At 71.4% G+C, this 19,979-nt stretch carries 14 protein-coding genes and 2 rRNA genes; 14 read left to right on the forward strand and 2 right to left on the reverse strand.

Going from position 1 to position 19,979, the window contains the following annotated elements; genetic code table 11:
* Positions 1-139 precede the first annotated feature (139 nt).
* Positions 140-3,238: ribosomal RNA gene (locus tag JOF36_RS15185) — 23S ribosomal RNA — on the forward strand.
* 136 nt (positions 3,239-3,374) lie between these two features.
* Positions 3,375-3,491, forward strand: a 5S ribosomal RNA gene (gene rrf / locus JOF36_RS15190).
* Positions 3,492-3,893: 402 nt separating this feature from the next.
* Here rrf and JOF36_RS15195 read toward each other — a convergent pair.
* Complete coding sequence (locus JOF36_RS15195; protein ID WP_210027493.1) at positions 3,894-5,273, reverse strand: hypothetical protein; 1,380 nt, start codon at positions 5,271-5,273, stop codon at positions 3,894-3,896.
* Between the two features lie 36 nt (positions 5,274-5,309).
* Between JOF36_RS15195 and JOF36_RS15200 the strand changes: the two genes are divergently transcribed.
* The 10 genes from JOF36_RS15200 (at position 5,310) to JOF36_RS15245 (ending at position 16,632) form a co-directional block, all read left to right on the forward strand.
* Positions 5,310-6,776 (forward strand): tetratricopeptide repeat protein, encoded by a 1,467-nt coding sequence (locus tag JOF36_RS15200; protein WP_210027494.1) that lies wholly within the window; start codon positions 5,310-5,312, stop codon positions 6,774-6,776.
* On the forward strand, positions 6,773-7,768 hold the full coding sequence (locus tag JOF36_RS15205) for an HAD hydrolase-like protein (protein WP_210027495.1): 996 nt from the start codon (positions 6,773-6,775) through the stop codon (positions 7,766-7,768). The genes JOF36_RS15200 and JOF36_RS15205 overlap by 4 nt, the downstream gene beginning before the upstream one ends.
* 151 nt (positions 7,769-7,919) lie before the next feature.
* The gene (locus JOF36_RS15210) at positions 7,920-8,126 is read left to right on the forward strand and encodes a hypothetical protein (RefSeq protein ID WP_210027496.1); all 207 of its coding nucleotides are present in this window, start codon (positions 7,920-7,922) and stop codon (positions 8,124-8,126) included.
* Positions 8,127-8,128: 2 nt separating this feature from the next.
* Positions 8,129-8,950, forward strand: coding sequence for a TlyA family RNA methyltransferase (locus JOF36_RS15215; protein ID WP_210027497.1), 822 nt, complete (start codon positions 8,129-8,131; stop codon positions 8,948-8,950).
* Entirely contained in the window at positions 8,947-9,858 is a 912-nt protein-coding gene (locus JOF36_RS15220) for an NAD kinase (protein WP_210027498.1), read from the forward strand. The genes JOF36_RS15215 and JOF36_RS15220 overlap by 4 nt, the downstream gene beginning before the upstream one ends.
* Before the next feature lie 100 nt (positions 9,859-9,958).
* Positions 9,959-11,797, forward strand: a complete 1,839-nt coding sequence (gene recN, locus JOF36_RS15225; RefSeq protein ID WP_210027499.1) for a DNA repair protein RecN — start codon at positions 9,959-9,961, stop codon at positions 11,795-11,797.
* Between the two features lie 124 nt (positions 11,798-11,921).
* Complete coding sequence (gene steA / locus JOF36_RS15230; protein ID WP_210027500.1) at positions 11,922-13,097, forward strand: putative cytokinetic ring protein SteA; 1,176 nt, start codon at positions 11,922-11,924, stop codon at positions 13,095-13,097.
* Entirely contained in the window at positions 13,094-14,002 is a 909-nt protein-coding gene (locus JOF36_RS15235) for a copper transporter (protein WP_210027501.1), read from the forward strand. Before steA ends, JOF36_RS15235 begins: the two co-directional genes overlap by 4 nt.
* 25 nt (positions 14,003-14,027) lie before the next feature.
* Positions 14,028-15,803: a CTP synthase gene (pyrG, locus tag JOF36_RS15240; protein WP_210027502.1), complete on the forward strand. Its 1,776-nt coding sequence runs from the start codon at positions 14,028-14,030 to the stop codon at positions 15,801-15,803.
* A 190-nt stretch (positions 15,804-15,993) separates the two neighbouring features.
* A complete protein-coding gene (locus tag JOF36_RS15245; protein ID WP_210027504.1) occupies positions 15,994-16,632 on the forward strand; it encodes an NUDIX domain-containing protein in 639 nt (212 codons plus the stop codon).
* A gap of 3 nt (positions 16,633-16,635) precedes the next feature.
* Here the strand turns inward: JOF36_RS15245 and JOF36_RS15250 are convergent, their stop codons facing one another.
* Positions 16,636-17,910 carry a DUF1707 domain-containing protein gene (locus JOF36_RS15250; protein ID WP_210027505.1) on the reverse strand — a complete coding sequence of 425 codons (1,275 nt, stop codon included), beginning with the start codon at positions 17,908-17,910 and terminating at the stop codon, positions 16,636-16,638.
* A gap of 101 nt (positions 17,911-18,011) precedes the next feature.
* On the opposite strand from JOF36_RS15250, the gene JOF36_RS15255 reads away from it, so the two are divergent.
* Entirely contained in the window at positions 18,012-19,004 is a 993-nt protein-coding gene (locus tag JOF36_RS15255; RefSeq protein ID WP_210027506.1) for an LLM class F420-dependent oxidoreductase, read from the forward strand.
* A gap of 2 nt (positions 19,005-19,006) precedes the next feature.
* The gene (locus JOF36_RS15260) at positions 19,007-19,930 is read left to right on the forward strand and encodes a site-specific tyrosine recombinase XerD (protein ID WP_210027507.1); all 924 of its coding nucleotides are present in this window, start codon (positions 19,007-19,009) and stop codon (positions 19,928-19,930) included.
* Positions 19,931-19,979: the final 49 nt, after the last annotated feature.

Consider the following 19,979-nt stretch of genomic DNA (forward strand, 5'->3'; position numbering starts at 1 on the left):
AAGACACCCTTTATGGGGGTTTTCTTTGGCCGCTCTGGTCCTGCTCTTCCTAACGCTCCCTGCTGGGTGTGGTGGTTGTGGTGGGGGTGGGTGTGGTTGTGGGTTGAGTGTTGCATAGTGGATGCGAGCATCTTGTTGTGGTCAAGTTGTTAAGGGCACATGGTGGATACCTAGGCATCAGGAGCCGATGAAGGACGTGGGAGGCCGCGATAGGCCTCGGGGAGCTGTCAACCGAGCTGTGATCCGAGGGTGTCCGAATGGGGAAACCCAGCGCCCGTCATGGGGCGTTACCCGTACCTGAATTCATAGGGTGCGTGGAGGGAACGTGGGGAAGTGAAACATCTCAGTACCCACAGGAAGAGAAAACAACAGTGATTCCGTGAGTAGTGGCGAGCGAAAGCGGATGAGGCTAAACCGTGTCCGTGTCAAGCCGGCAGGTGTTGCGGATGTGGGGTTGTGGGATGCATTGTTCACCTTCTGCCGAGGGTGGGACGGCGTTGTGTTGTGTTAGCGGAAGACTTCTGGGAAGGGTCGCCGTAGTGGGTGATAGCCCCGTACGCGAAAGCATGGCACGTGTTGTGGATGTTGTTCCCGAGTAGCAGCGAGCCCGTGAAATTCGCTGTGAATCTGGCGGGACCACCCGTCAAGCCTAAATACTACCTGATGACCGATAGCGGACTAGTACCGTGAGGGAAAGGTGAAAAGTACCCCGGGAGGGGAGTGAAATAGTACTTGAAACCGTGTGCTTACAAGCCGTCAGAGCCTGAAGCGGATTCGTCTGTAGGGTGATGGCGTGCCTTTTGAAGAATGAGCCTGCGAGTTATGCTTCGTGGCGAGGTTAACCTGTGTGGGGTAGCCGTAGCGAAAGCGAGTCCGAATAGGGCGCCTATAGTCGCGGGGTGTAGACCCGAAGCGAAGTGATCTACCCATGGCCAGGGTGAAGCGTCGGTAAGACGTCGTGGAGGCCCGAACCCACCAGGGTTGAAAACCTGGGGGATGAGTTGTGGGTAGGGGTGAAAGGCCAATCAAACTTCGTGATAGCTGGTTCTCCCCGAAATGCATTTAGGTGCAGCGTCGTGTGTTTCTCGCCGGAGGTAGAGCACTGGATGGCCTAGGGGGCCGACAAGCTTACCGAAGTCAGCCAAACTCCGAATGCCGGTGAGTGAGAGCGCGGCAGTGAGACTGCGGGGGATAAGCTTCGTGGTCGAGAGGGAAACAGCCCAGATCACCGGCTAAGGCCCCTAAGCGTGCGCTAAGTGGGAAAGGATGTGGGATCGCCCAGACAACCAGGAGGTTGGCTTAGAAGCAGCCACCCTTGAAAGAGTGCGTAATAGCTCACTGGTCAAGTGGTCCTGCGCCGACAATGTAGCGGGGCTCAAGCGCACCGCCGAAGCCGTGGCAATGAGAACTTTGTTCTTGTTGGGTAGGGGAGCGTCCTGCATGTGGTGAAGCCCGGGAGTGATTTACGGGTGGAATGTGTGGGAGTGAGAATGCAGGCATGAGTAGCGAATGCAGAGTGAGAATCTCTGCCGCCGGATGACCAAGGGTTCCTGGGCCAGGTTGTTCCGCCCAGGGTGAGCCGGGACCTAAGGCGAGGCCGTCAGGCGTAGTCGATGGACAACGGGTTGATATTCCCGTGCTCGTGATAGTGCGTCCATGCTGGGGCCGGTGATGCTAACCATCCGAACCTACCCTGAGCCCTTCGGGGCTCTTGTTTGTGGGGGAGCGTGGGATCCGATCCGGTAGTAGGCAAGTGATGGGGTGACGCAGGAGGGTAGCTCCGCCACGCGGTGGTTGTCGTGGTGTAAGCCTGTAGCCTGACTTCCCAGGTAAATCCGGGGGGTCGTGAAGGGTGAGAGGTGACGCGTAGCCGATTGAGGCGAAGAGAGTGATCCCATGCTGTCGAGAAAAGCCTCTAGCGAGTGCTGTTGCGGCCCGTACCCCAAACCGACACAGGTGGTCAGGTAGAGAATACCGAGGCGATCGAGCGAACTGTGGTTAAGGAATTCGGCAAAATGCCCCCGTAACTTCGGGAGAAGGGGGGCCACTCGCCTTGAAGCCGCTTGCCGGCTAGGGGTGGGTGGTCGCAGAGACCAGGCCCAAGCGACTGTTTACTAAAAACACAGGTCCGTGCGAAGTCGCAAGACGATGTATACGGACTGACGCCTGCCCGGTGCTGGAACGTTAAGAGGACCCGTTAATCCTTCGGGGTGAAGCGGAGAATTTAAGCGCCAGTAAACGGCGGTGGTAACTATAACCATCCTAAGGTAGCGAAATTCCTTGTCGGGTAAGTTCCGACCTGCACGAATGGCGTAACGACTTGGGTGCTGTCTCGACCACAGACTCGGCGAAATTGCACTACGAGTAAAGATGCTCGTTACGCGCGGCAGGACGGAAAGACCCCGGGACCTTTACTATAGCTTGGTATTGGTGCTCGGTTCGGCTTGTGTAGGATAGGTGGGAGACTGTGAAGCGGCCACGCTAGTGGTGGTGGAGTCGTTGTTGAAATACCACTCTGGTCGAATTGGGTGTCTCAACCTCGGGCCATGATCTGGTTCAGGGACAGTGCCTGGTGGGTAGTTTAACTGGGGCGGTTGCCTCCTAAAGAGTAACGGAGGCGCCCAAAGGTTCCCTCAGCCTGGTTGGCAATCAGGTGTTGAGTGTAAGTGCACAAGGGAGCTTGACTGTGAGACTGACAGGTCGAGCAGGGACGAAAGTCGGGACTAGTGATCCGGCACCGCCTTGTGGAAGGGGTGTCGCTCAACGGATAAAAGGTACCCCGGGGATAACAGGCTGATCTTGCCCAAGAGTCCATATCGACGGCATGGTTTGGCACCTCGATGTCGGCTCGTCGCATCCTGGGGCTGGAGTAGGTCCCAAGGGTTGGGCTGTTCGCCCATTAAAGCGGTACGCGAGCTGGGTTTAGAACGTCGTGAGACAGTTCGGTCCCTATCCGCCGCGCGCGTTGGAGACTTGAGGAAGGCTGTCCCTAGTACGAGAGGACCGGGACGGACGAACCTCTGGTGTGCCAGTTGTCCCGCCAGGGGCACGGCTGGTTGGCTATGTTCGGGAGGGATAACCGCTGAAGGCATCTAAGCGGGAAGCCTGTTCCAAGATGAGGTCTCCCACCACCTTGAGTGGGTAAGGCTCCCAGTAGATGACTGGGTTGATAGGCCGGAGATGGAAGCCTTGTGAGGGGTGGAGTTGACCGGTACTAATAGGCCGAGGGCTTGCTCACAACGAGTTGTTCGCATCCACTGTGTGGCCCTGAGCCCACAACCATCCCCTCTGCTGGAGGGGTGTGGTTGTGTGTTTCAGGACCCCTTTCTGTCGACTGTTTTGGGTCGGTGGGTGGGGGATAAGTTGATAGTGTTGTCGGTGGTCATAGCGTTAGGGGAACGCCCGGTCCCATTCCGAACCCGGTAGCTAAGCCTTCCTGCGCCGATGGTACTGCACTCGACAGGGTGTGGGAGAGTAGGTCGCCGCCGACATTCAACCTCAGAAAGGGGAGTCCGCAACGGTGCTGTTCACCGCGCGGGCTCCCCTTTTTTTCGTGTGTCCGCGGCCGCTCCCGTCGTACCCAGGGACGGTCCGCACGGTGCGGTCGTCGACCGCGGAAGTGACGGTGTCGTTTGTACCCTGAGCACGTGACTGACGGGGAACGTCCCGGCAACGGCCGGGAAGACAATGGCCGCCGGCGACCCGAGCGGTCCGGTGGTCGCGGTGCAGCATCCGGCTCAGGTTGGTCGCGCGGCTCCGACGACCGGCGGGGTGCGGGCGAGCGGAACAGCGACAACCGCCCGCGACGTGACGACCGCACCGACCGTGGACGCGGTGAGCAGCCCCGCGACGCCAACCGTGGACGCGGCGGTGAACGACGGGACGGCGGGCAGTCAGGCCCCGACCGCACCGGGCGCGGCGGTTTCCGTGGCGACGACCGCAACCGGGACAGCCGGGGCGGCGGATCCGACGACCGTCGGGGCCGCGACACGCGTGATGCCGCCGGCGGAGGCAGGGACCAGCGCGCCGGCGGTGGCCAGGCCGGTGGCCGCTCCTACAACGACCGCGACGGGCGTTCCTCCGAGGGACGCGGAGATCGCGAGGGCCGGCGGCCGCAGGGCAATGCGGGCGACCGTCCGTTCCGTGGACGCGATGACCGTGGCTCGAGCTCGTCCCGTGGTCGTGAGGATCGGGGGGGTACTACCTCCCGCGGTCGTGACGACCGGGGCGACCGTCCCTCGCAGGGTCGTGACGACCGGGGCGACCGCTCCTCTCGTGGGCGTGACGACCGCGGTGGCAGCTCGTTCCGTGGTCGTGAGGACCGTGGCGACCGTCCGTTCCGGGCGCGTGAGGACCGTGGCGACCGTCCGTTCCGTGGGCGCGAAGACCGGGGCGAGAAGTCGTTCCGTAGCGGTGACGACCGGGGCGACCGCACTTCTCGTGGGCGTGACGACCGTGGTGGCAGCTCGTTCCAGCGCCGCGAAGACCGCGGTGACCGTCCGTACCACGGACGCGACGATCGCGGTGGCAGCGCGTTTCAGGGGCGTGAGGACCGGGGTGACCGGCCGTTCCGTGGGCGTGACGACCGCGACGGCCGTCCGCCACGGAGCAGTGACGACCGGGGCGCCCGGAACTTCCGCGACCGTGACGATCGGACCGGTCGTGGTGCAGGCGACGACCGCCGAGGACGTGGCGCCGGCTCGGGCGACGACCGCAAGAGTTCCTTCCAGGGTGGCGACCGTGGCGGACGTCCGTTCCGCGACCGTGATGACAAGGGACGGCCGGCCCGGAGCGGGGACGGCGGTGGGCGTCCCGCCCGGGACCGCGACGACCGCCGGGACGATCGCCGGGACAACCGGTACGAGGATCGCCGCGGCGACCGCCGTGACGCTCCCTCCGCAGACCGCGCGCGGCCTTCGCGGAACGACGATCGCGGCGGTCGCTCCTTCCGCGACCGTGACCGCGATACCCGTCCGGCGCGTAGCCACGACGACCGTGGGGATCGGCCGTACCGCCCGCGCGAGGACCGCGCCGGGCAGGACCGGCCCGGCCGGCCGTACCGGGACGACCGTCCGTACCGCGGAGCCCACGAGGGCCGGGACGACCGGAGCGACCGGAACCGGTCCGCGCCGCGGGACGACCGCGGCGACCGCTGGTCCGGCCAGGACCGGCGGCCCCACGACGGTGCCGGCCAGCGCGATGCGCAGGCCCAGGACGGTGTCGGCAGCCCTGCCGGGCCCGTCGGTCTCGGCGGCGAACCGTCGCATCCCCACGGCGACGCCCCCTCGTCGAGCGAGCAGGTCGGCCCGGTGCGTCCCCGCCGCGACGAGCACCCGTCGGACGACCGCACCGGAGCCACCTCGGACCGGGCCGGCGACGGCCTGCAGGAGGCGACCCGGCCGGCCGACGACACGTCGTCGGTGAGCCCACAGACGCCGCAGCAGGACTCCGGCGAGCAGCGGGACATAGCTCGGAGCTCGGAGCGCGGCGACCGACCGGCCAGGGCCGAGCGCTACGACGATCGGCCGCGCAGGCGTCCGGATCCCCGGGACGACCGGCGCGCCCGGAACCCGCGCGAGGACCGCCGACGTGACGACCGGCCCGGCCGGCGGGACGAACGTGGCGGCGGACGTCCGCGGCGGGTCCCCGAGGCCGCCGAACGGACCATGGTGGTCGCACCGGACCTGCCGGACTCGATCTCGGCGTCGGATCTGGACGCGAGCGTCCGGCGGGACCTGCGCGGGCTGCAGAAGGAGACCGCCGAGGTGGTCGCGCGGCACCTGGTCGCGGCAGGCGTCCTCGTCGACGAGAACCCTGAGCTCGCGCTGGAGCACGTGCGCTACGCACGCCGCCGGGCGTCGAGGATCGCCGTCGTCCGCGAGGCGGCCGGCATCGTCGCGTACCACGCGGGTGAGTGGAACGAGGCCCTCGGCGAGTTCCGCGCCGCCCGGCGGATGGGCGGTGGCCCCGGCCACGTGCATGTCATGGCCGACATCGAGCGCGCACTGGGCCGTCCCGAGCGGGCACTCGATCTCGCCCGCAGCCCGGAGGCCCGGGACCTCGGCACCGAGGAGCGGATCGAGCTGCTGATCGTCGAGGCCGGCGCCCGGCGCGATCTCGGCGAGCAGGACGCCGCCGTCGTCGGACTGCAGGTCCCCGAGCTCGACGGGGCCCGCAGGGACCCCTGGAGCGCCAGGCTCTTCTACGCCTATGCCGACAACCTGCTGGCTGCCGGGCGCGAGTCGGAGGCCGTGCAGTGGTTCGTGCACGCCCACGACGCCGACTCCGACGGCCGGACCGACGCGGCCGACCGGATCGCCGAGCTGACCGGTGACGAGCTGCCCGGCGGTGAGGACGACGGCATGTCCATCGGCTACGAGGACGTCCCGGCGGACGAGATGTACCAGGCTGCCGACACCGACGATGCTGCCGACGACGTTGCGGACGGCGACGTTGCAGACGGCGGCGACGGTGGTTACGGCGACGCTGCTGCCGAAGCGGACGAGGCCAGCTCCGAGGAGCGCGCCTCCGAGGAGACTGCTTCGGGTCAGACTGCCTTCGACGAGGTAGGCACCGACGAGGCCGGCATCGACGCGGACGCTTCCGACGAGGCCGGTACCGACGAGACACCGCACGACGAGGACAGCGACACCCCGGGACCGGCCGGTCCTACCGCCGCGGCGTCGACCGACTCCTCGTCGCCGGACCCGTCGCCGACCGAATCTTCGTCGAACAGCGGCGAGGCCGCAGACGGCTCGGGGACGGAACGCGGATGACCGACGACCTGCTGTCCCGGCACGACGTCCTGCTCGCCGACCTCGACGGCACGCTGTACCGGGGGGCTGACGTGATCCCCGGTGCCGTCGAGGCCGTTCGCGGCGCTGCCGAGCGCGGGGTGCCGACCGTCTACGTCACCAACAACGCCTCCCGCCGTCCGTCCGAGGTCGCCGCCCACCTCGCGGAGCTGGGTTTCCCGGCCGACATCGCCGACGTCCGCACCAGTTCGCAGGCCGCGTCGGCGATGCTTGCCGAACAGGTGCCGGCCGGGGCGCCGGTGTTCGTGGTGGGTACCGATGCACTCGCCGACGAGATCCTGACCCGCGGGCTCACTCTCGCCGACAGCGCCGACACCGCGGTGGCCGTCGTGCAGGGACACTCGCCGGACACGGGGTGGCGCCGGCTGGCCGACGCCGTCGTCGCGATCCGGTCCGGGGCCCTGTGGATCGCGACCAACGTCGACGCCACCCTGCCGACCGAGCGTGGCCCGCTGCCCGGCAACGGCTCGATGGTGCAGGTGGTCCGCACGGCGTCCGGGGCCGAGCCCCAGGTCGCCGGCAAACCGGCCGCCCGGCTCCTGCGCGAGGCGCAGGGTGACGCGGTCCGGCCCCTGGTGGTCGGCGACCGGCTGGACACCGACATCGAGGGTGCCCACGCCGTGGGTGCGCCGTCGCTGATGGTGCTCACCGGAGCGAGTGGCGCGGCCGAACTGCTCGTGGCGCGGCCCGAGCTGCGTCCGACCTACATCGGCGCCGACCTCGCCGCGCTCAACCGGCACCCGGCCGAGCTGGTGCCGGGACCGCGTGAGGGCTGGCGGGTCGACGCCGGCCCGGACGGGCTGCGGCTCTCCGGCGACGGTGCGTCCGCCGAACCCATCACCGACGCGTTGCGCGCGCTGTGCGCCACCGCCTGGGAGCACGGCGCCGGCCGGGTCACCGCCGAGGGAGACGCCGCCGCCAGGGCGCTGGTCGAGCTCGGTCTGGCCCGCTGACCGGGCCGTGGCGCGGCGACCAGGACGCCGGTGGGCCGGTGCTCGAGTACGGCCCGTGCCCGATCGCGAGATCCGTACGGCCCGCCGCCCGTTCGTCGTCGGTGGGTTCGACTAACGTGGACCGCGAGAACCCCGTCCCCGGAGATCATCGATGAGCGTCCCCACCCCCGGCCCGCGTCCGGGCGACCCGCGACCGGCGGAGCAACGTCCGGTCGCCGCGCTGCGCGCCGACGTCGAGGAGGCTGTCGCCGGGCTGGACGATCTCGACGGGCGCCCGGTGTCCGAGCACCCGGCCGCGTTCGAACGGGTGCATGCCACGCTCGGCCGGGCGCTGACCAGCGGATCGGAGCGGGGCTGAGCGTGGCGCCCACCCGTGCGCGGCTGGACGCCGAACTCGTCCGGCGCAAGCTCGCCCGTTCCCGGGGGCAGGCGGCCGAGCTGATCGCCGCCGGCCGGGTCACCGTCAACGGCATGCCCGCCGCGAAACCGGCGACGTTCGTGGAGCGGGAGACCCCGGTCGTGGTGAAATCCGGTGACGACGAACCCGAGTGGGCATCCCGCGGTGCCAAGAAGCTGCTCGGCGCGCTCGAGACGTTCACCGGCGTCGACCCGGCCGGCCGGCGCTGCCTGGACGCGGGCGCGTCCACCGGTGGGTTCACCGACGTCCTGCTCAGCCGGGGCGCACGCGAGGTCGTCGCCGCCGACGTCGGCTACGGCCAGCTGATCTGGCGTCTGCAGTCCGATGACCGTGTCCACGTCCACGACCGCACCAACGTCCGGGCGCTCGAGCCCGACCTGATCGGCGGACCGGTCGACCTCACGGTCGCCGACCTGTCGTTCATCTCGCTGCGTACCGTCCTGCCCGCACTCGCCGCGTGCACCGCGCCCGGTGGTGACCTGCTGCCGATGGTCAAGCCGCAGTTCGAGGTCGGGCGCAGCCGTCTCGGTTCCGGCGGTGTCGTACGGAGCCCGCAGCTGCGCACCGAGACGCTGCGCGACGTCGCGACCGTCGCTGCCGGGCTCGGCCTGCGGGTGCTCGGCGCGACCGCGAGCCCGCTGCCCGGGCCGTCCGGCAACGTCGAGTACTTCCTGCACCTGCGCCGGCCCACCGGCGACGATCCCGGCCCGGGCCCCGACCTGGACCCGATGCTGACCGCCGCCGTCGCGGACGGACCGGCATGAGGGAGATCCTGCTGGTGCTGCACACAGGTCGTCCGGCCAACCGGAAGACCGCCGTGCACGTCATGAACGAACTGGGCCGCCTCGGCCTGCGGACCCGGGTGCTCGCCGACGAGTGGGCCGAGCTCGGCGCGGACCCGGATCTGCCGATCGGACCTGCGCCCATCCAGGTTGCCGGCGGCCCCGACTGCGCACGCGGTGCGGAGGCTGCGCTGGTGCTGGGCGGGGACGGCACCCTGCTCCGCGCCGCCGACCTGGCCCGGCCGGCCGGTGTGCCGCTGCTCGGGGTGAACCTCGGGCACATCGGCTTCCTCGCCGAGGCCGAGGAGGACACCCTCGGCGAGACCCTCGAGAAGCTCGCCGCGGGCGCCTACGAGGTGGAGGAGCGCACCACCCTGCAGGCGCTCGTCCGGTCGAACGGGCGGGTCCTCGGCCGGACCTGGGCGCTGAACGAGGCGGTGGTCGAGAAGACCACCCGGGGACGGATCCTCGAGGTCGTGCTGGAGGTGGACGGCCGGCCGGTGTCGTCGTTCGGCTGTGACGGCGTGCTGTGCTCGACACCGACCGGGTCCACCGCCTACGCGTTCTCCGCCGGCGGGCCGCTGATCTGGCCACAGGTCCAGGCACTGCTCGTGGTCCCGAGCAACGCCCACGCGCTGTTCGCCCGGCCCATGGTGATCGCTCCGGACAGCGTCGTCGCGATCGAGGTCTCCGCCGACGGGCCGTCCGCGGTGCTCGACTGCGACGGCCGGCGGACCGTGGCCGTGCCGCCCGGCGCCCGGGTGGAGCTGAGCCGGGCGGAGGAGCCGGTGCGGATGGTCCGGCTGGCCCCGCAGCCGTTCGCCGACCGGCTCGTGCGCAAGTTCGACCTCCCCGTGCGCGGGTGGCGCGGCCGCTCTTCGAACGCCTGATCGACCGTTCGCCGCACGGGAGCGACCGCGGGAACATCCGTTCGGGTTCGGCGTGTGTCAGCGCTTCCGGCTGTCGGTGTTCGAACGTATGGTCCCTCGCATGTTGGCCGAGATGCGGATCCAGGGACTCGGCGTGATCGACGACGCGACCCTGGAGCTGGACCCGGGTCTGACCGTGCTCACCGGTGAGACCGGCGCCGGCAAGACCATGGTCGTGACCGGACTGCACCTGCTCGGCGGCGGTCGGGCCGAGTCGTCACGGGTGTCCGCCGGGGCGAAGCGGGCGGTCGTCGAGGGGCGCTTCGCGGCGTCGCCCGGTGCGCTCGAGCTGGCCGACGAGGTCGGCGCGGAGCCCGACGACGACGGCTCGCTCATCGCCGCGCGCACCGTCTCCACCGACGGGCGGTCCCGGGCGTACCTCGGTGGTCGTTCGGTGCCGAACGGGGTGCTCGGGCGGCTCGCCGAGGCCCAGCTGGCCGTGCACGGCCAGAACGACCAGCTGCGGTTGCTGCGCACCGCCGACCAGCGCGCCCTGCTCGACCGGTTCGCCGGTGATCCGGTTGCGGCACCGCTCGCCGCGTACCGCGGGGTGCGCGGCGAGTGGCTGGAGGTCGTCGCCGAGCTGGCCGAGCGCCGCGACAACGCCCGGCGCCTCGCCCAGGAGTCGGACATGCTGCGGCACGGCCTCGCCGAGATCGAGGCCGTCGACCCGCAGCCGGCGGAGGACCGGGAGCTCGTCGGGCAGGCCCGCCGGATGGCGGAGGCCGACGACCTGCGGGACGCTGCCGAGACGGCCCGGGCGGCGCTGTCCGGTTCGGACGACGGCGACGTCCCCGGCGCCGTCGGGCTCGCCGGGCAGGCGAAGGGGCTCGTCGAGGGCAGCGGTGACCCCGCGCTGACCGAGCTCGGCCCGCGGCTGGCCGACGCGATCGCCGTGCTGGCCGACGCGACCGCCGAGCTGTCCGGCTACCTCGACCGGCTCGACGCCGACCCGGAGCAGCTGTCCCGGGTCCTCGAGCGCCAGGCCGAACTCAAGTCGCTCACCCGCAAGTACGCCGCCGACACCGACGGTGTCCTGGAGTGGGCGGCGTCCGCCCGCGAGCGGCTGGCCGGGCTCGACACGTCCGACGAGGCGTTGGCCGAGCTGGCCTGCCGCCGCGACGGGCTCGCCACCGAGCTGGCCGAACACGCCGCGGAGCTCACCGCGGCACGCACCGAGGCGGCCGGGCGGCTCGCCGAGGCCACCACCGCGGAGCTCGCCGGCCTGGCCATGAAGGACGCGCGGTTGCAGGTCGGCGTCGCGCCACGGCCGGCCGGGGAGGGCCCGGTCCTCCTTGTCGCCGGCCGGGAGTGCCACGCCGGATCGGGTGGGGTCGACGAAGTGGAGATCCGGCTGGTCCCGCACGCCGGAGCGACCGCCCAGCCGCTGCACAAGGGGGCCTCCGGAGGGGAGCTGTCGCGGGTGATGCTCGCGCTGGAGGTGGCGCTCGCCGGGTCCGACCCCGTCCCGACCATGGTGTTCGACGAGGTCGACGCGGGCGTCGGCGGCCGGGCCGCGGTCGAGATCGGGCGCCGGCTGGCCCTGCTGGCGCAGCGGCACCAGGTGATCGTCGTGACGCACCTGCCGCAGGTCGCCGCGTACGCCGACCGGCACCTGGTGGTGCAGAAGGCGTCCGGCGCGGGGGTCACCCGCTCGAGCGTGCGGCGGCTGTCGGAGGGGGAGCGGACGCTGGAGCTCGCCCGGATGCTCGCCGGGATGGAGGACACCGACACCGGGCGGGCGCACGCCGAGGAACTGCTCGCCGCGGCGACCGCGCACCGGGACGCGGACCGGGCGGCAAGCGAGCCGGCCGACCTGGCGCAGGCCCGCTCGCGCCGGGCCGAGGGCGGGCGGACCGGTGAGGCGTCGCGGCGCCGGAAGGTCGCGAAGGCGGGCTGACGACGTGCGTGCCGGGCTCGTCGTCCGGGTGGGACCTCGCCGGACCGCCCGAGCCGGTGACGCTGCGGTCACGGTGCGGCGTGCCTGCGCCAGGTCGGGCGCCCCGGGTGTCACAGTGCGCTGCATGAAGCTGTCCGGCCTGCTGCACCGATCGCGACCGGAGCTGCCGGGTCTGACCGGCCCGGCGCGCGCCGACCGCCGCACCGACGCCCTGCTGCGCCGGCTGCGGCCGGGCGACATCGCCGTCCTCGACCAGGTCGATCTCGACCGGGCCACCGCCGACGCACTCGTGACCGCGCAGGTCGCCGCGGTCGTGAACGCCGCCCCGTCCATCTCCGGCCGGTTCCCCAACCTCGGACCGCAGGTGCTGGTCGAGGCCGGGATCCCGCTGATCGACGACTGCGGCGCGGAGCTCCTGCGCGCGGTCAAGGACGGTGCGAAGGTCCGGCTGCACGACGGCGTCCTGTACTCCGGCGAGCAACCGCTCGGCGAGGGCCGCGAGCAGACCGAGGACACCGTCGCCGACGCGCTCGACGAGGCCAAGCAGGGGCTCACCCACCAGCTCGAGGCGTTCGCCGCCAACACGATCGAGTTCATGCGCCGGGAGCGGTCGCTGCTGCTCGACGGGCGGGGTGTCCCCGACGTCGACGTCGCCCTGGACGGGCGCCCCGTGCTGGTCGTCGCCGCCGGGTTCGAGCACACCGCCGTGCTCAAGCGCCTCAAGTCCTACATCAAGGAGTACCGGCCGGTGCTCGTCGGTGTCGGCGCCGGCGCGGATGCGTTGCTGAACGCGAAGTACCGGCCGCACCTGATCATCGCCGACCCGTCCGAGGTGTCGAACCAGGCGCTGACCAGCGGCGCCGACGTCGTCGTCCCGGCCTTCCCGGACGGTCACGCGCCCGGCCTGCACCGGGTGCAGGACCTCGGTGCCAGCGCCGTCACGTTCCCGTCGATGGCGAACCCGGAGGATCTGGCGCTGCTGCTGGCGCACCACCACGGGGCGGGCATGATCGTCACCGTGGGGCTGTCCGCGTCGATGGCCGAGTTCCTGGACCGCGGTCGCTCCGGTGGTAACGCCTCCACGTTCCTGACCCGGCTGCAGACCGGGGGGACGGTCGTCGACGGCGCGATGATCGCCCAGATGTACCGCAGCCGGAGCTCGTTCGCGCCGCTGCTGCTGCTGATCGCGGCGGCCGTCGTCGCCGTCGTCGTCGCGGTGCTGGTGTCGGGGGGTGGTCCGGCGGTGCTGGACTGGGCCCGTGGGCTGATCGAGACCGTGCGGTCCTGGTTGCCGGCGTGATCTCGCGGCGTTACCACCGGATCGCGCTGGTCACGGTGTTCGTGCTGGCCCTGGCGGCCGGGGTCGTCGTCGCGGCCGTCGGCCTGCCGCAGCGGATCGCGAGCGGCGTCGCGGCCACCGCGGGTACGAGCGAGGTGGAGCAGCTCCGGGCTGAACGCGACGCCCTCGCCGCGCAGCAGCGCACCGCGGACGAGTTCACCGCCCGGATCGCGCCGGGACTCGTCCGCGACGCGCTCGACGGGGTGCCGGTCACCGTCGTCGCGGCCGGCGCCGACCCGGCCGACACCCGCGCCGTCGCCGAGCTGGTGATCGCGGCCGGGGGGAGCGTTGCGTCCGAGGTCGTGCTGACCCCCGCCGTGACCGACCCGGCCCGCGCGGACCAGCTGCAGGACCTGTCCGCGCGGCTGCTGCCGCCCGGTGCGCAGCTCCCCGCGTCCTCGGATGCCGGGACCCTCGCCGGGGGGCTGCTCGGTGCGGCGTTGCTCGCACCCGCGGACGGCCCGGCACCGGATCCGCAGCAGGCCGCTGCGGTGGTCGCCGGGCTCGCCGGTGGGGGCTTCGCCGAGGCGCCTGCCGGGGATCTCGCTGCCGGGCGGCTCGCCGTCGTGGTCACCGGAGGCTCCTACGGTGGTGTCGACGCCGCCGGCTCGGCGGCCACCGCGGCGGGGCTCGCCGCGGAGCTCGACCGCCGGGGCGCCGGAGCGGTGCTGGCCGGCCGGGACGCGACCCCGCAGGCCGCGGTCGGCGCCGCCCGCACGAACCCGGGAACACTGTCCACCGTCGACGGTGTCGGCACCGGCGCGGGACGGGTCGCGACGGTCCTCGCGCTCGCCGAGCGCAACGCCGGACGAACAGGTCAGTACGGCTCCGGGGCCGGGGCGAGCAGCCCGGTGCCGGCGGTCTGAGACAGGGTGGGTAGGCTGAAAATCCGTGCAGACTCGCGCCACCCGTCATCTTTTCGTCACCGGTGGGGTCGCGTCCTCGCTGGGTAAGGGCCTGACCGCCTCGAGCCTGGGTCAGCTACTCACCGCACGCGGGCTCCGCGTCACCATGCAGAAGCTCGACCCGTACCTCAACGTCGATCCTGGGACGATGAACCCGTTCCAGCACGGCGAGGTGTTCATCACCGAGGACGGCGCAGAGACCGACCTGGACATCGGCCACTACGAACGTTTCCTGGACCGTGACCTGCAGGGCCGGGCCAACGTCACCACCGGCCAGGTCTACTCCGAGGTGATCGCCAAGGAGCGTCGCGGCGAGTACCTGGGCGACACCGTGCAGGTCATCCCGCACATCACCAACGAGATCAAGGACCGCGTCCTCGCGATGGCCGAGCCCGACGCCGAGGGGATCGCGCCGGACGTCGTCATCACCGAGGTCGGCGGCACCATCGGCGACATCGAGTCGCTGCCGTTCGTCGAGGCCGCCCGCCAGGTCCGGCACGAGGTCGGCCGGGACAACTGCTTCTTCCTGCACGTCTCCCTGGTGCCCTACCTGGCGCCGTCGGGCGAGCTGAAGACGAAGCCGACCCAGCACTCCGTCGCCGCGCTGCGCAACATCGGTATCCAGCCCGACGCGCTGGTGCTGCGCGCGGACCGGGAGATCCCGGCGGCGATGAAGCGCAAGATCTCGCTGATGTGCGACGTCGAGCTCGACGGTGTCGCGGCCTGTGCCGACGCGCCGTCGATCTACGACATCCCGAAGGTGCTGCACGGCGAGGGCCTTGACGCCTACGTCGTGCGCCGGCTCGGCCTGCCGTTCCGCGACGTCGACTGGACGGTCTGGGGCGACCTGCTCGAGCGGGTGCACCACCCGCAGGAGACCGCGACGATCGCGCTCGTCGGCAAGTACGTCGACCTGCCCGACGCCTACCTCTCGGTCACCGAGGCGCTGCGTGCCGGTGGGTTCGCCCACCACGCGAAGGTCGCGATCCGCTGGGTCCCCTCGGACAGCTGCGACACCGCGACCGGCGCCGCCGAGGCCCTCGACGGCGTCGACGGGGTCCTCGTCCCCGGCGGGTTCGGCGTCCGGGGCATCGAGGGCAAGCTCGGCGCGATCACCCACGCCCGCACCCGGAAGATCCCGACCCTGGGACTCTGCCTGGGCCTGCAGTGCATGGTGATCGAGTCCGCCCGCTCCGTCGCGGGCCTGGAGGGGGCGAGCTCCTCGGAGTTCGACCCGGAGACCGAGCACCCGGTGATCTCGACGATGGCGACCCAGCGCGACGTCGTCGCCGGCGAGCGCGACATGGGCGGCACCATGCGGCTCGGCGCCTACCCGGCCGTGCTGGCGCCCGGTTCGATCGTGGCCAAGGCCTACGGGGCCAAGGAGGTCTCCGAGCGGCACCGGCACCGCTTCGAGGTCAACAACGCCTACCGGCAGCAGCTGTCCGACGCCGGGCTGGTCTTCGGCACCTCCCCGGACGGGAAGCTGGTCGAGTTCGTCGAGCTGCCGGCCTCGCAGCACCCGTTCTTCGTCGGGACCCAGGCGCACCCGGAGCTCAAGAGCCGCCCCACCCGGCCGCACCCGCTGTTCGCGGCGTTCGTGAAGTCGGCGCTGCGCTACCGGGCCGAGGAGCGGCTGCCGGTGCAGCTGCCCGGGCGGTCCGACGGCTCCGACTCCGACTCCGACGACTCCGTGGTCGCCGAGCAGGGCGAGGTGTCGAGCCCGAACGGGTCCGTCCCGGTGGAGAGCACGAAGCCGTGAGCTGCGCGACGGCGACCGCGCGGGACACCTCGTCGCCGCGGTCGCCGTCCGCCGCTCCCGGGGAGCCGTACGGCGGCGGGACCGGCGCCCCGGCTCGTCGCGGGGGCGATGGACGCTGTGCGGCCACTACGCTGCGGAGTGTGATCGTCTCGTACAGCGTTCTCGCACCCGTGGCGCCGGCGGCGGCCCGATGATCCGCCCCGGCGAGCACGACTTCCCGGTCCGTTCGGCCACCGACATCTACTCCGGCAGGGTCATGGCGCTGCGTTCGGACCGGGTCGTGATGCCCGGTGGCCGGGTCGCGACGCGGGAGATCCTGGAGCATCCGGGCGCGGTCGCCGTCGTCGCCGTCGACGAGCAGCGCCGGGTCCGGATGCTGCACCAGTACCGGCACGCGGTGCGCCGACGGCTGTGGGAGCTGCCCGCCGGACTGCTCGACATCGCGGGGGAGGACCCGGCCGTCACCGCGGACCGGGAGCTCACCGAGGAGGCCGGGTTGTCGGCGCAGGCGTGGTCGGTGCTGCTGGACGTCGTCCCCTCCCCGGGGTTCTCCGACGAGTCCGTGCGGATCTTCCTGGCCCGCGATCTCGTCGAGAAGCCGCGCCCGGAGCTGGGCGACGACGAAGAGGCCGACATCGAGCTGCGGTGGATCCCGCTCGACGACGCCGTCGGGATGGTTCTCGCGGGCGAGATCGTCAACGCCGTGTCCTGCGCCGGGCTGCTCGCCGCCCGGTCGGTGCTGGCGGGCGAGTACGCGCCCCGGCCCACCGGCACCGAGTGGGTGGACCGGCCGGAACGCTTCGCCCGCCGCCGCGACGGCGACGATTGATCCTCACGGGCGCAGCGGATGCCCGTCGGAGTCGGTCGGGCGGCCGGCGAGCATGACGACCCCGTCGACGAACGACCAGATCGCGCCGAGTCCGAACGTGAAGAACGTGACCAGCAGCTGGGCGATCGCCATGGCGGTGTGGCCGGAGTAGAACCGGCCGATGCCGAACGGCAGGAACACCTGCAGCAACCCGGCGACGATCTTCTGCTTGTCCGAGAAGGGCATCCCGGAGAACGGCTCGCGCCCGAACGGCGCCGACGCGTCGAAGCCGTACGGGCCGTACACCGGTGGGCCGGGGTGCGGGGGATAGGCCGGTCCTGCCGCGCCGTATCCCGCGGTGCCGTACCCGAGGATGCCGTATCCGGGGGTGCCGTAGCCCGCTGCGCCGTATCCGGGGACGCCGTACCCGGGGGAGCCGTATCCGGCGGCGCCGTATCCCGGGGTGCCGTAGCTCGCGCCGCCGTAGCCGGGGGCGCCGTAGTCCGCCGCGCCGGGCCCGGGGTGTCCGCGGTCGCCCGCGCCGTATCCGGGGTCCGAGCGGTACCCGGGTCCGGAACCGTGCTCGTAGCCGGAGCCGGAGCCGGAGCCGGAGCCGGAGCCGGAGCCGTGTTCGGGTCCCGTGCCGTACCCGGGTCCCGCGCCGCCGGGGCCGGGGTACCCGCCGGAGCCCGATGTGCCGTACGCGCCGGCGGAGCCCCGACCGGGCGGGTCGTGCTGTGCGGGGTCGTACCCGGCCGACGACCACGGCGAGGGTGAGTACGGCTGCGCGGTCGTCGTCGAGGTGTCGGGGTACGGGCCCGCGGCCGGGTGGCCGGATGGGTCCGGCGCCGGGGCGACGAGCGTGGGGCCGGGTGTCCGCACGTGGGCGGTCGCCTGCGCGTCGGCGGGCACACCGACCGGTGTGCTGCCGCTGCGCGGCCCGGTCGTCGTGGTCCCGCCGGGCTCCCCGGCCCGGCCGGGCATCACCCCGATCGCCTCGGTGCTGCCGGTCCCAGTACTGCCGGTCCCAGTGGCGTCGGGCTCGTCGGGCTCGTTCGTCCATCCGGTCGCGTCCGACGCCGCTCCAGCGCCGTCTCGATCACCGCCCTGCGGTCCCTGCGGATGCGGCGCGGGAAGGTCGGCGACGAGCGCGACCAGCTCCGCCCGCGTCGTCGCCGCCCGGGCCGACCGGACGCGGTCGTCGAACGCGTCGACGTCGAGTCTCCCGGCGGTGTAGTGCTCGGACAGCACCCGAACGGTGCCCTCCTGTTCGGCGTAGCCGACCTCGCCCGCGCTCATGGTCACGACGGTATCCGCCACGAGGGCTCGTTCGCAGCGACCGTCGGATCGGCACCCGTGGCGTGACCGTCCGGCGGTACCGGGCGTCCTACGATCGGCCCATGCGTTTCGGACTGTTCGTTCCCCAGGGCTGGCGCCTCGACCTCGTCGGCATCGAACCCGCGGCCCAGTGGGACACCATGCGCGGCCTCGCCGAGCACGCCGACCGCGGGGACGCCTGGGAGTCCGTGTGGGTGTACGACCACTTCCACACCGTTCCCGAACCCACCGACGAGGCCTGCCACGAGGCGTGGAGCCTGATGGCCGCGTTCGCCGCGACGACCGAGCGCGTGCGGCTGGGCCAGATGTGCACGTGCATGGCCTACCGCAACCCCGCCTACCTGGCGAAGGTGGCCGCGACCTGCGACGTCATCTCCAAGGGCCGGATCGAGATGGGCATCGGCGGCGGCTGGTACGAGCACGAGTGGCGCGCCTACGGCTACGGCTTCCCTCGACCCGGTGAGCGGCTCGGGATGCTCGACGAGGGCGTGCAGATCTTCGCCCAGGCCTGGAAGGAGGGCCGGGCGACCCTCGACGGGAAGCACTACCGGGTCGACGACGCGATCGTCGCCCCGAAGCCCCTGCAGGAGGGCGGCATCCCGCTCTGGATCGCCGGTGGCGGCGAGAAGGTCACGTTGAAGATCGCCGCCAGGTACGCGCAGTACACCAACTTCGACGGCACCCTCGAGGGCTTCCGGCACAAGTCCGAGGTGCTGGCCGGGCACTGCCGCGACGTCGGCACCGACTTCGACGCGATCGTCCGCTCGGCCAACTACAACGTCGCCATCGGCACCACCGAGGCCGAGGTGTCCGAGCGGCTGCGGCAGCTCGTCGCCCGGCTCGAGCCGATCGTCGGGCCGGAGAAGGCCGAGCAGGCACTCTCCGCGTTCCAGGGACTGCCCGGCGTCGGAACACCGGAACAGATCGTCGAGAAGCTCTCCGCTCTCCAGGCCGCGGGCATGAGCTACGGGATCTTCTACTTCCCGGAGGCGGCCTACGACCGGTCGGGTATCGAGCTGTTCGAGCGCGAGGTCGTCCCGGCGCTCCGGAGCTGAGGATGTCCACCCCGGAGCGGGTCGTCGAGGACTATCTCGGCCACCTCGCCGTCGAACGCGGGCGGGCGCAGAACACGCTGCGCTCCTACCGCCTCGACCTGGGCCGGTACACCGAGTATCTCGCCTCGCTCGGCCACCGGGACCTGGCCGCGGTGCGCGAGGCGGACGTCAGCGGGTTCGTGACGGCGCTGCGCACCGGGGAGCAGCCGCTCGCCGCGTCGTCGACCGCGCGGGCACTGGCCGCGGTGCGCGGACTGCACCGGTTCGCGGTGCAGGACGGGATCGTGCCGGCCGACGTCGCCGCGGCGGTGGCGCCGCCGTCGCTGCCCTCGCGGTTGCCGAAGGCACTGTCGGTGGACCAGGTCGACCAGCTGATCGCCGGCTGCGTCGCGGACTCCCCGACCGGGCTGCGGGACCGGGCGCTGCTGGAACTGCTCTACTCCACCGGCGCCCGCATCTCCGAGATCGCCGGTGCCGACCTCGACGACCTCGACGACGGTGCACGGACGATCCTGCTGCACGGCAAGGGGAACAAGCAGCGGATCGTGCCGGTCGGACGGCCCGCGCTGGCCGCCGTCGACGGATACCTGGTGCGCGCCCGCCCGACGCTCGCCGCCCGCGGGACCGGGACCCCGGCCCTGCTGCTCAACGCGCGCGGCAACCGGATGTCACGGCAGAGCGCGTGGCACGTGCTGCGCGCGGCCGCGGAGGCGTCCGGACTCCCGCAGGACGTCGTCGCGGCGATCTCCCCGCACACCCTGCGGCACTGCTTCGCGACACACCTGCTCTCCGGGGGCGCCGACGTCCGGGTCGTCCAGGAGCTCCTCGGGCATGCCTCGGTCGCGACCACCCAGATCTACACCCACGTCACCGTCGACACCCTGCGCGAGGTCTACGCCACCGCCCATCCCCGCGCTCTGGGCTGATCACATATCCGGCGCCGACGCTCGTCGTCGGTCCCGGTTCCCGACGGGT

It is taken from the genome of Pseudonocardia parietis, assembly GCF_017876315.1.
Taxonomy (GTDB): domain Bacteria; phylum Actinomycetota; class Actinomycetes; order Mycobacteriales; family Pseudonocardiaceae; genus Pseudonocardia; species Pseudonocardia parietis.

Coding starts and splice junctions, on each gene's coding strand:
- JOF36_RS15205 (WP_210027495.1), top strand. CDS start 6,773: ATGACCGACGACCTGCTGTCCCGGCACGACGTCCTGCTCGCCGACCTC.
- JOF36_RS15210 (WP_210027496.1), top strand. CDS start 7,920: ATGAGCGTCCCCACCCCCGGCCCGCGTCCGGGCGACCCGCGACCGGCG.
- steA (WP_210027500.1), top strand. CDS start 11,922: ATGAAGCTGTCCGGCCTGCTGCACCGATCGCGACCGGAGCTGCCGGGT.
- JOF36_RS15255 (WP_210027506.1), top strand. CDS start 18,012: ATGCGTTTCGGACTGTTCGTTCCCCAGGGCTGGCGCCTCGACCTCGTC.
- JOF36_RS15245 (WP_210027504.1), top strand. CDS start 15,994: ATGATCCGCCCCGGCGAGCACGACTTCCCGGTCCGTTCGGCCACCGAC.
- JOF36_RS15260 (WP_210027507.1), top strand. CDS start 19,007: ATGTCCACCCCGGAGCGGGTCGTCGAGGACTATCTCGGCCACCTCGCC.
- recN (WP_210027499.1), top strand. CDS start 9,959: ATGTTGGCCGAGATGCGGATCCAGGGACTCGGCGTGATCGACGACGCG.
- JOF36_RS15220 (WP_210027498.1), top strand. CDS start 8,947: ATGAGGGAGATCCTGCTGGTGCTGCACACAGGTCGTCCGGCCAACCGG.
- JOF36_RS15250 (WP_210027505.1), bottom strand. CDS start 17,910: ATGAGCGCGGGCGAGGTCGGCTACGCCGAACAGGAGGGCACCGTTCGG.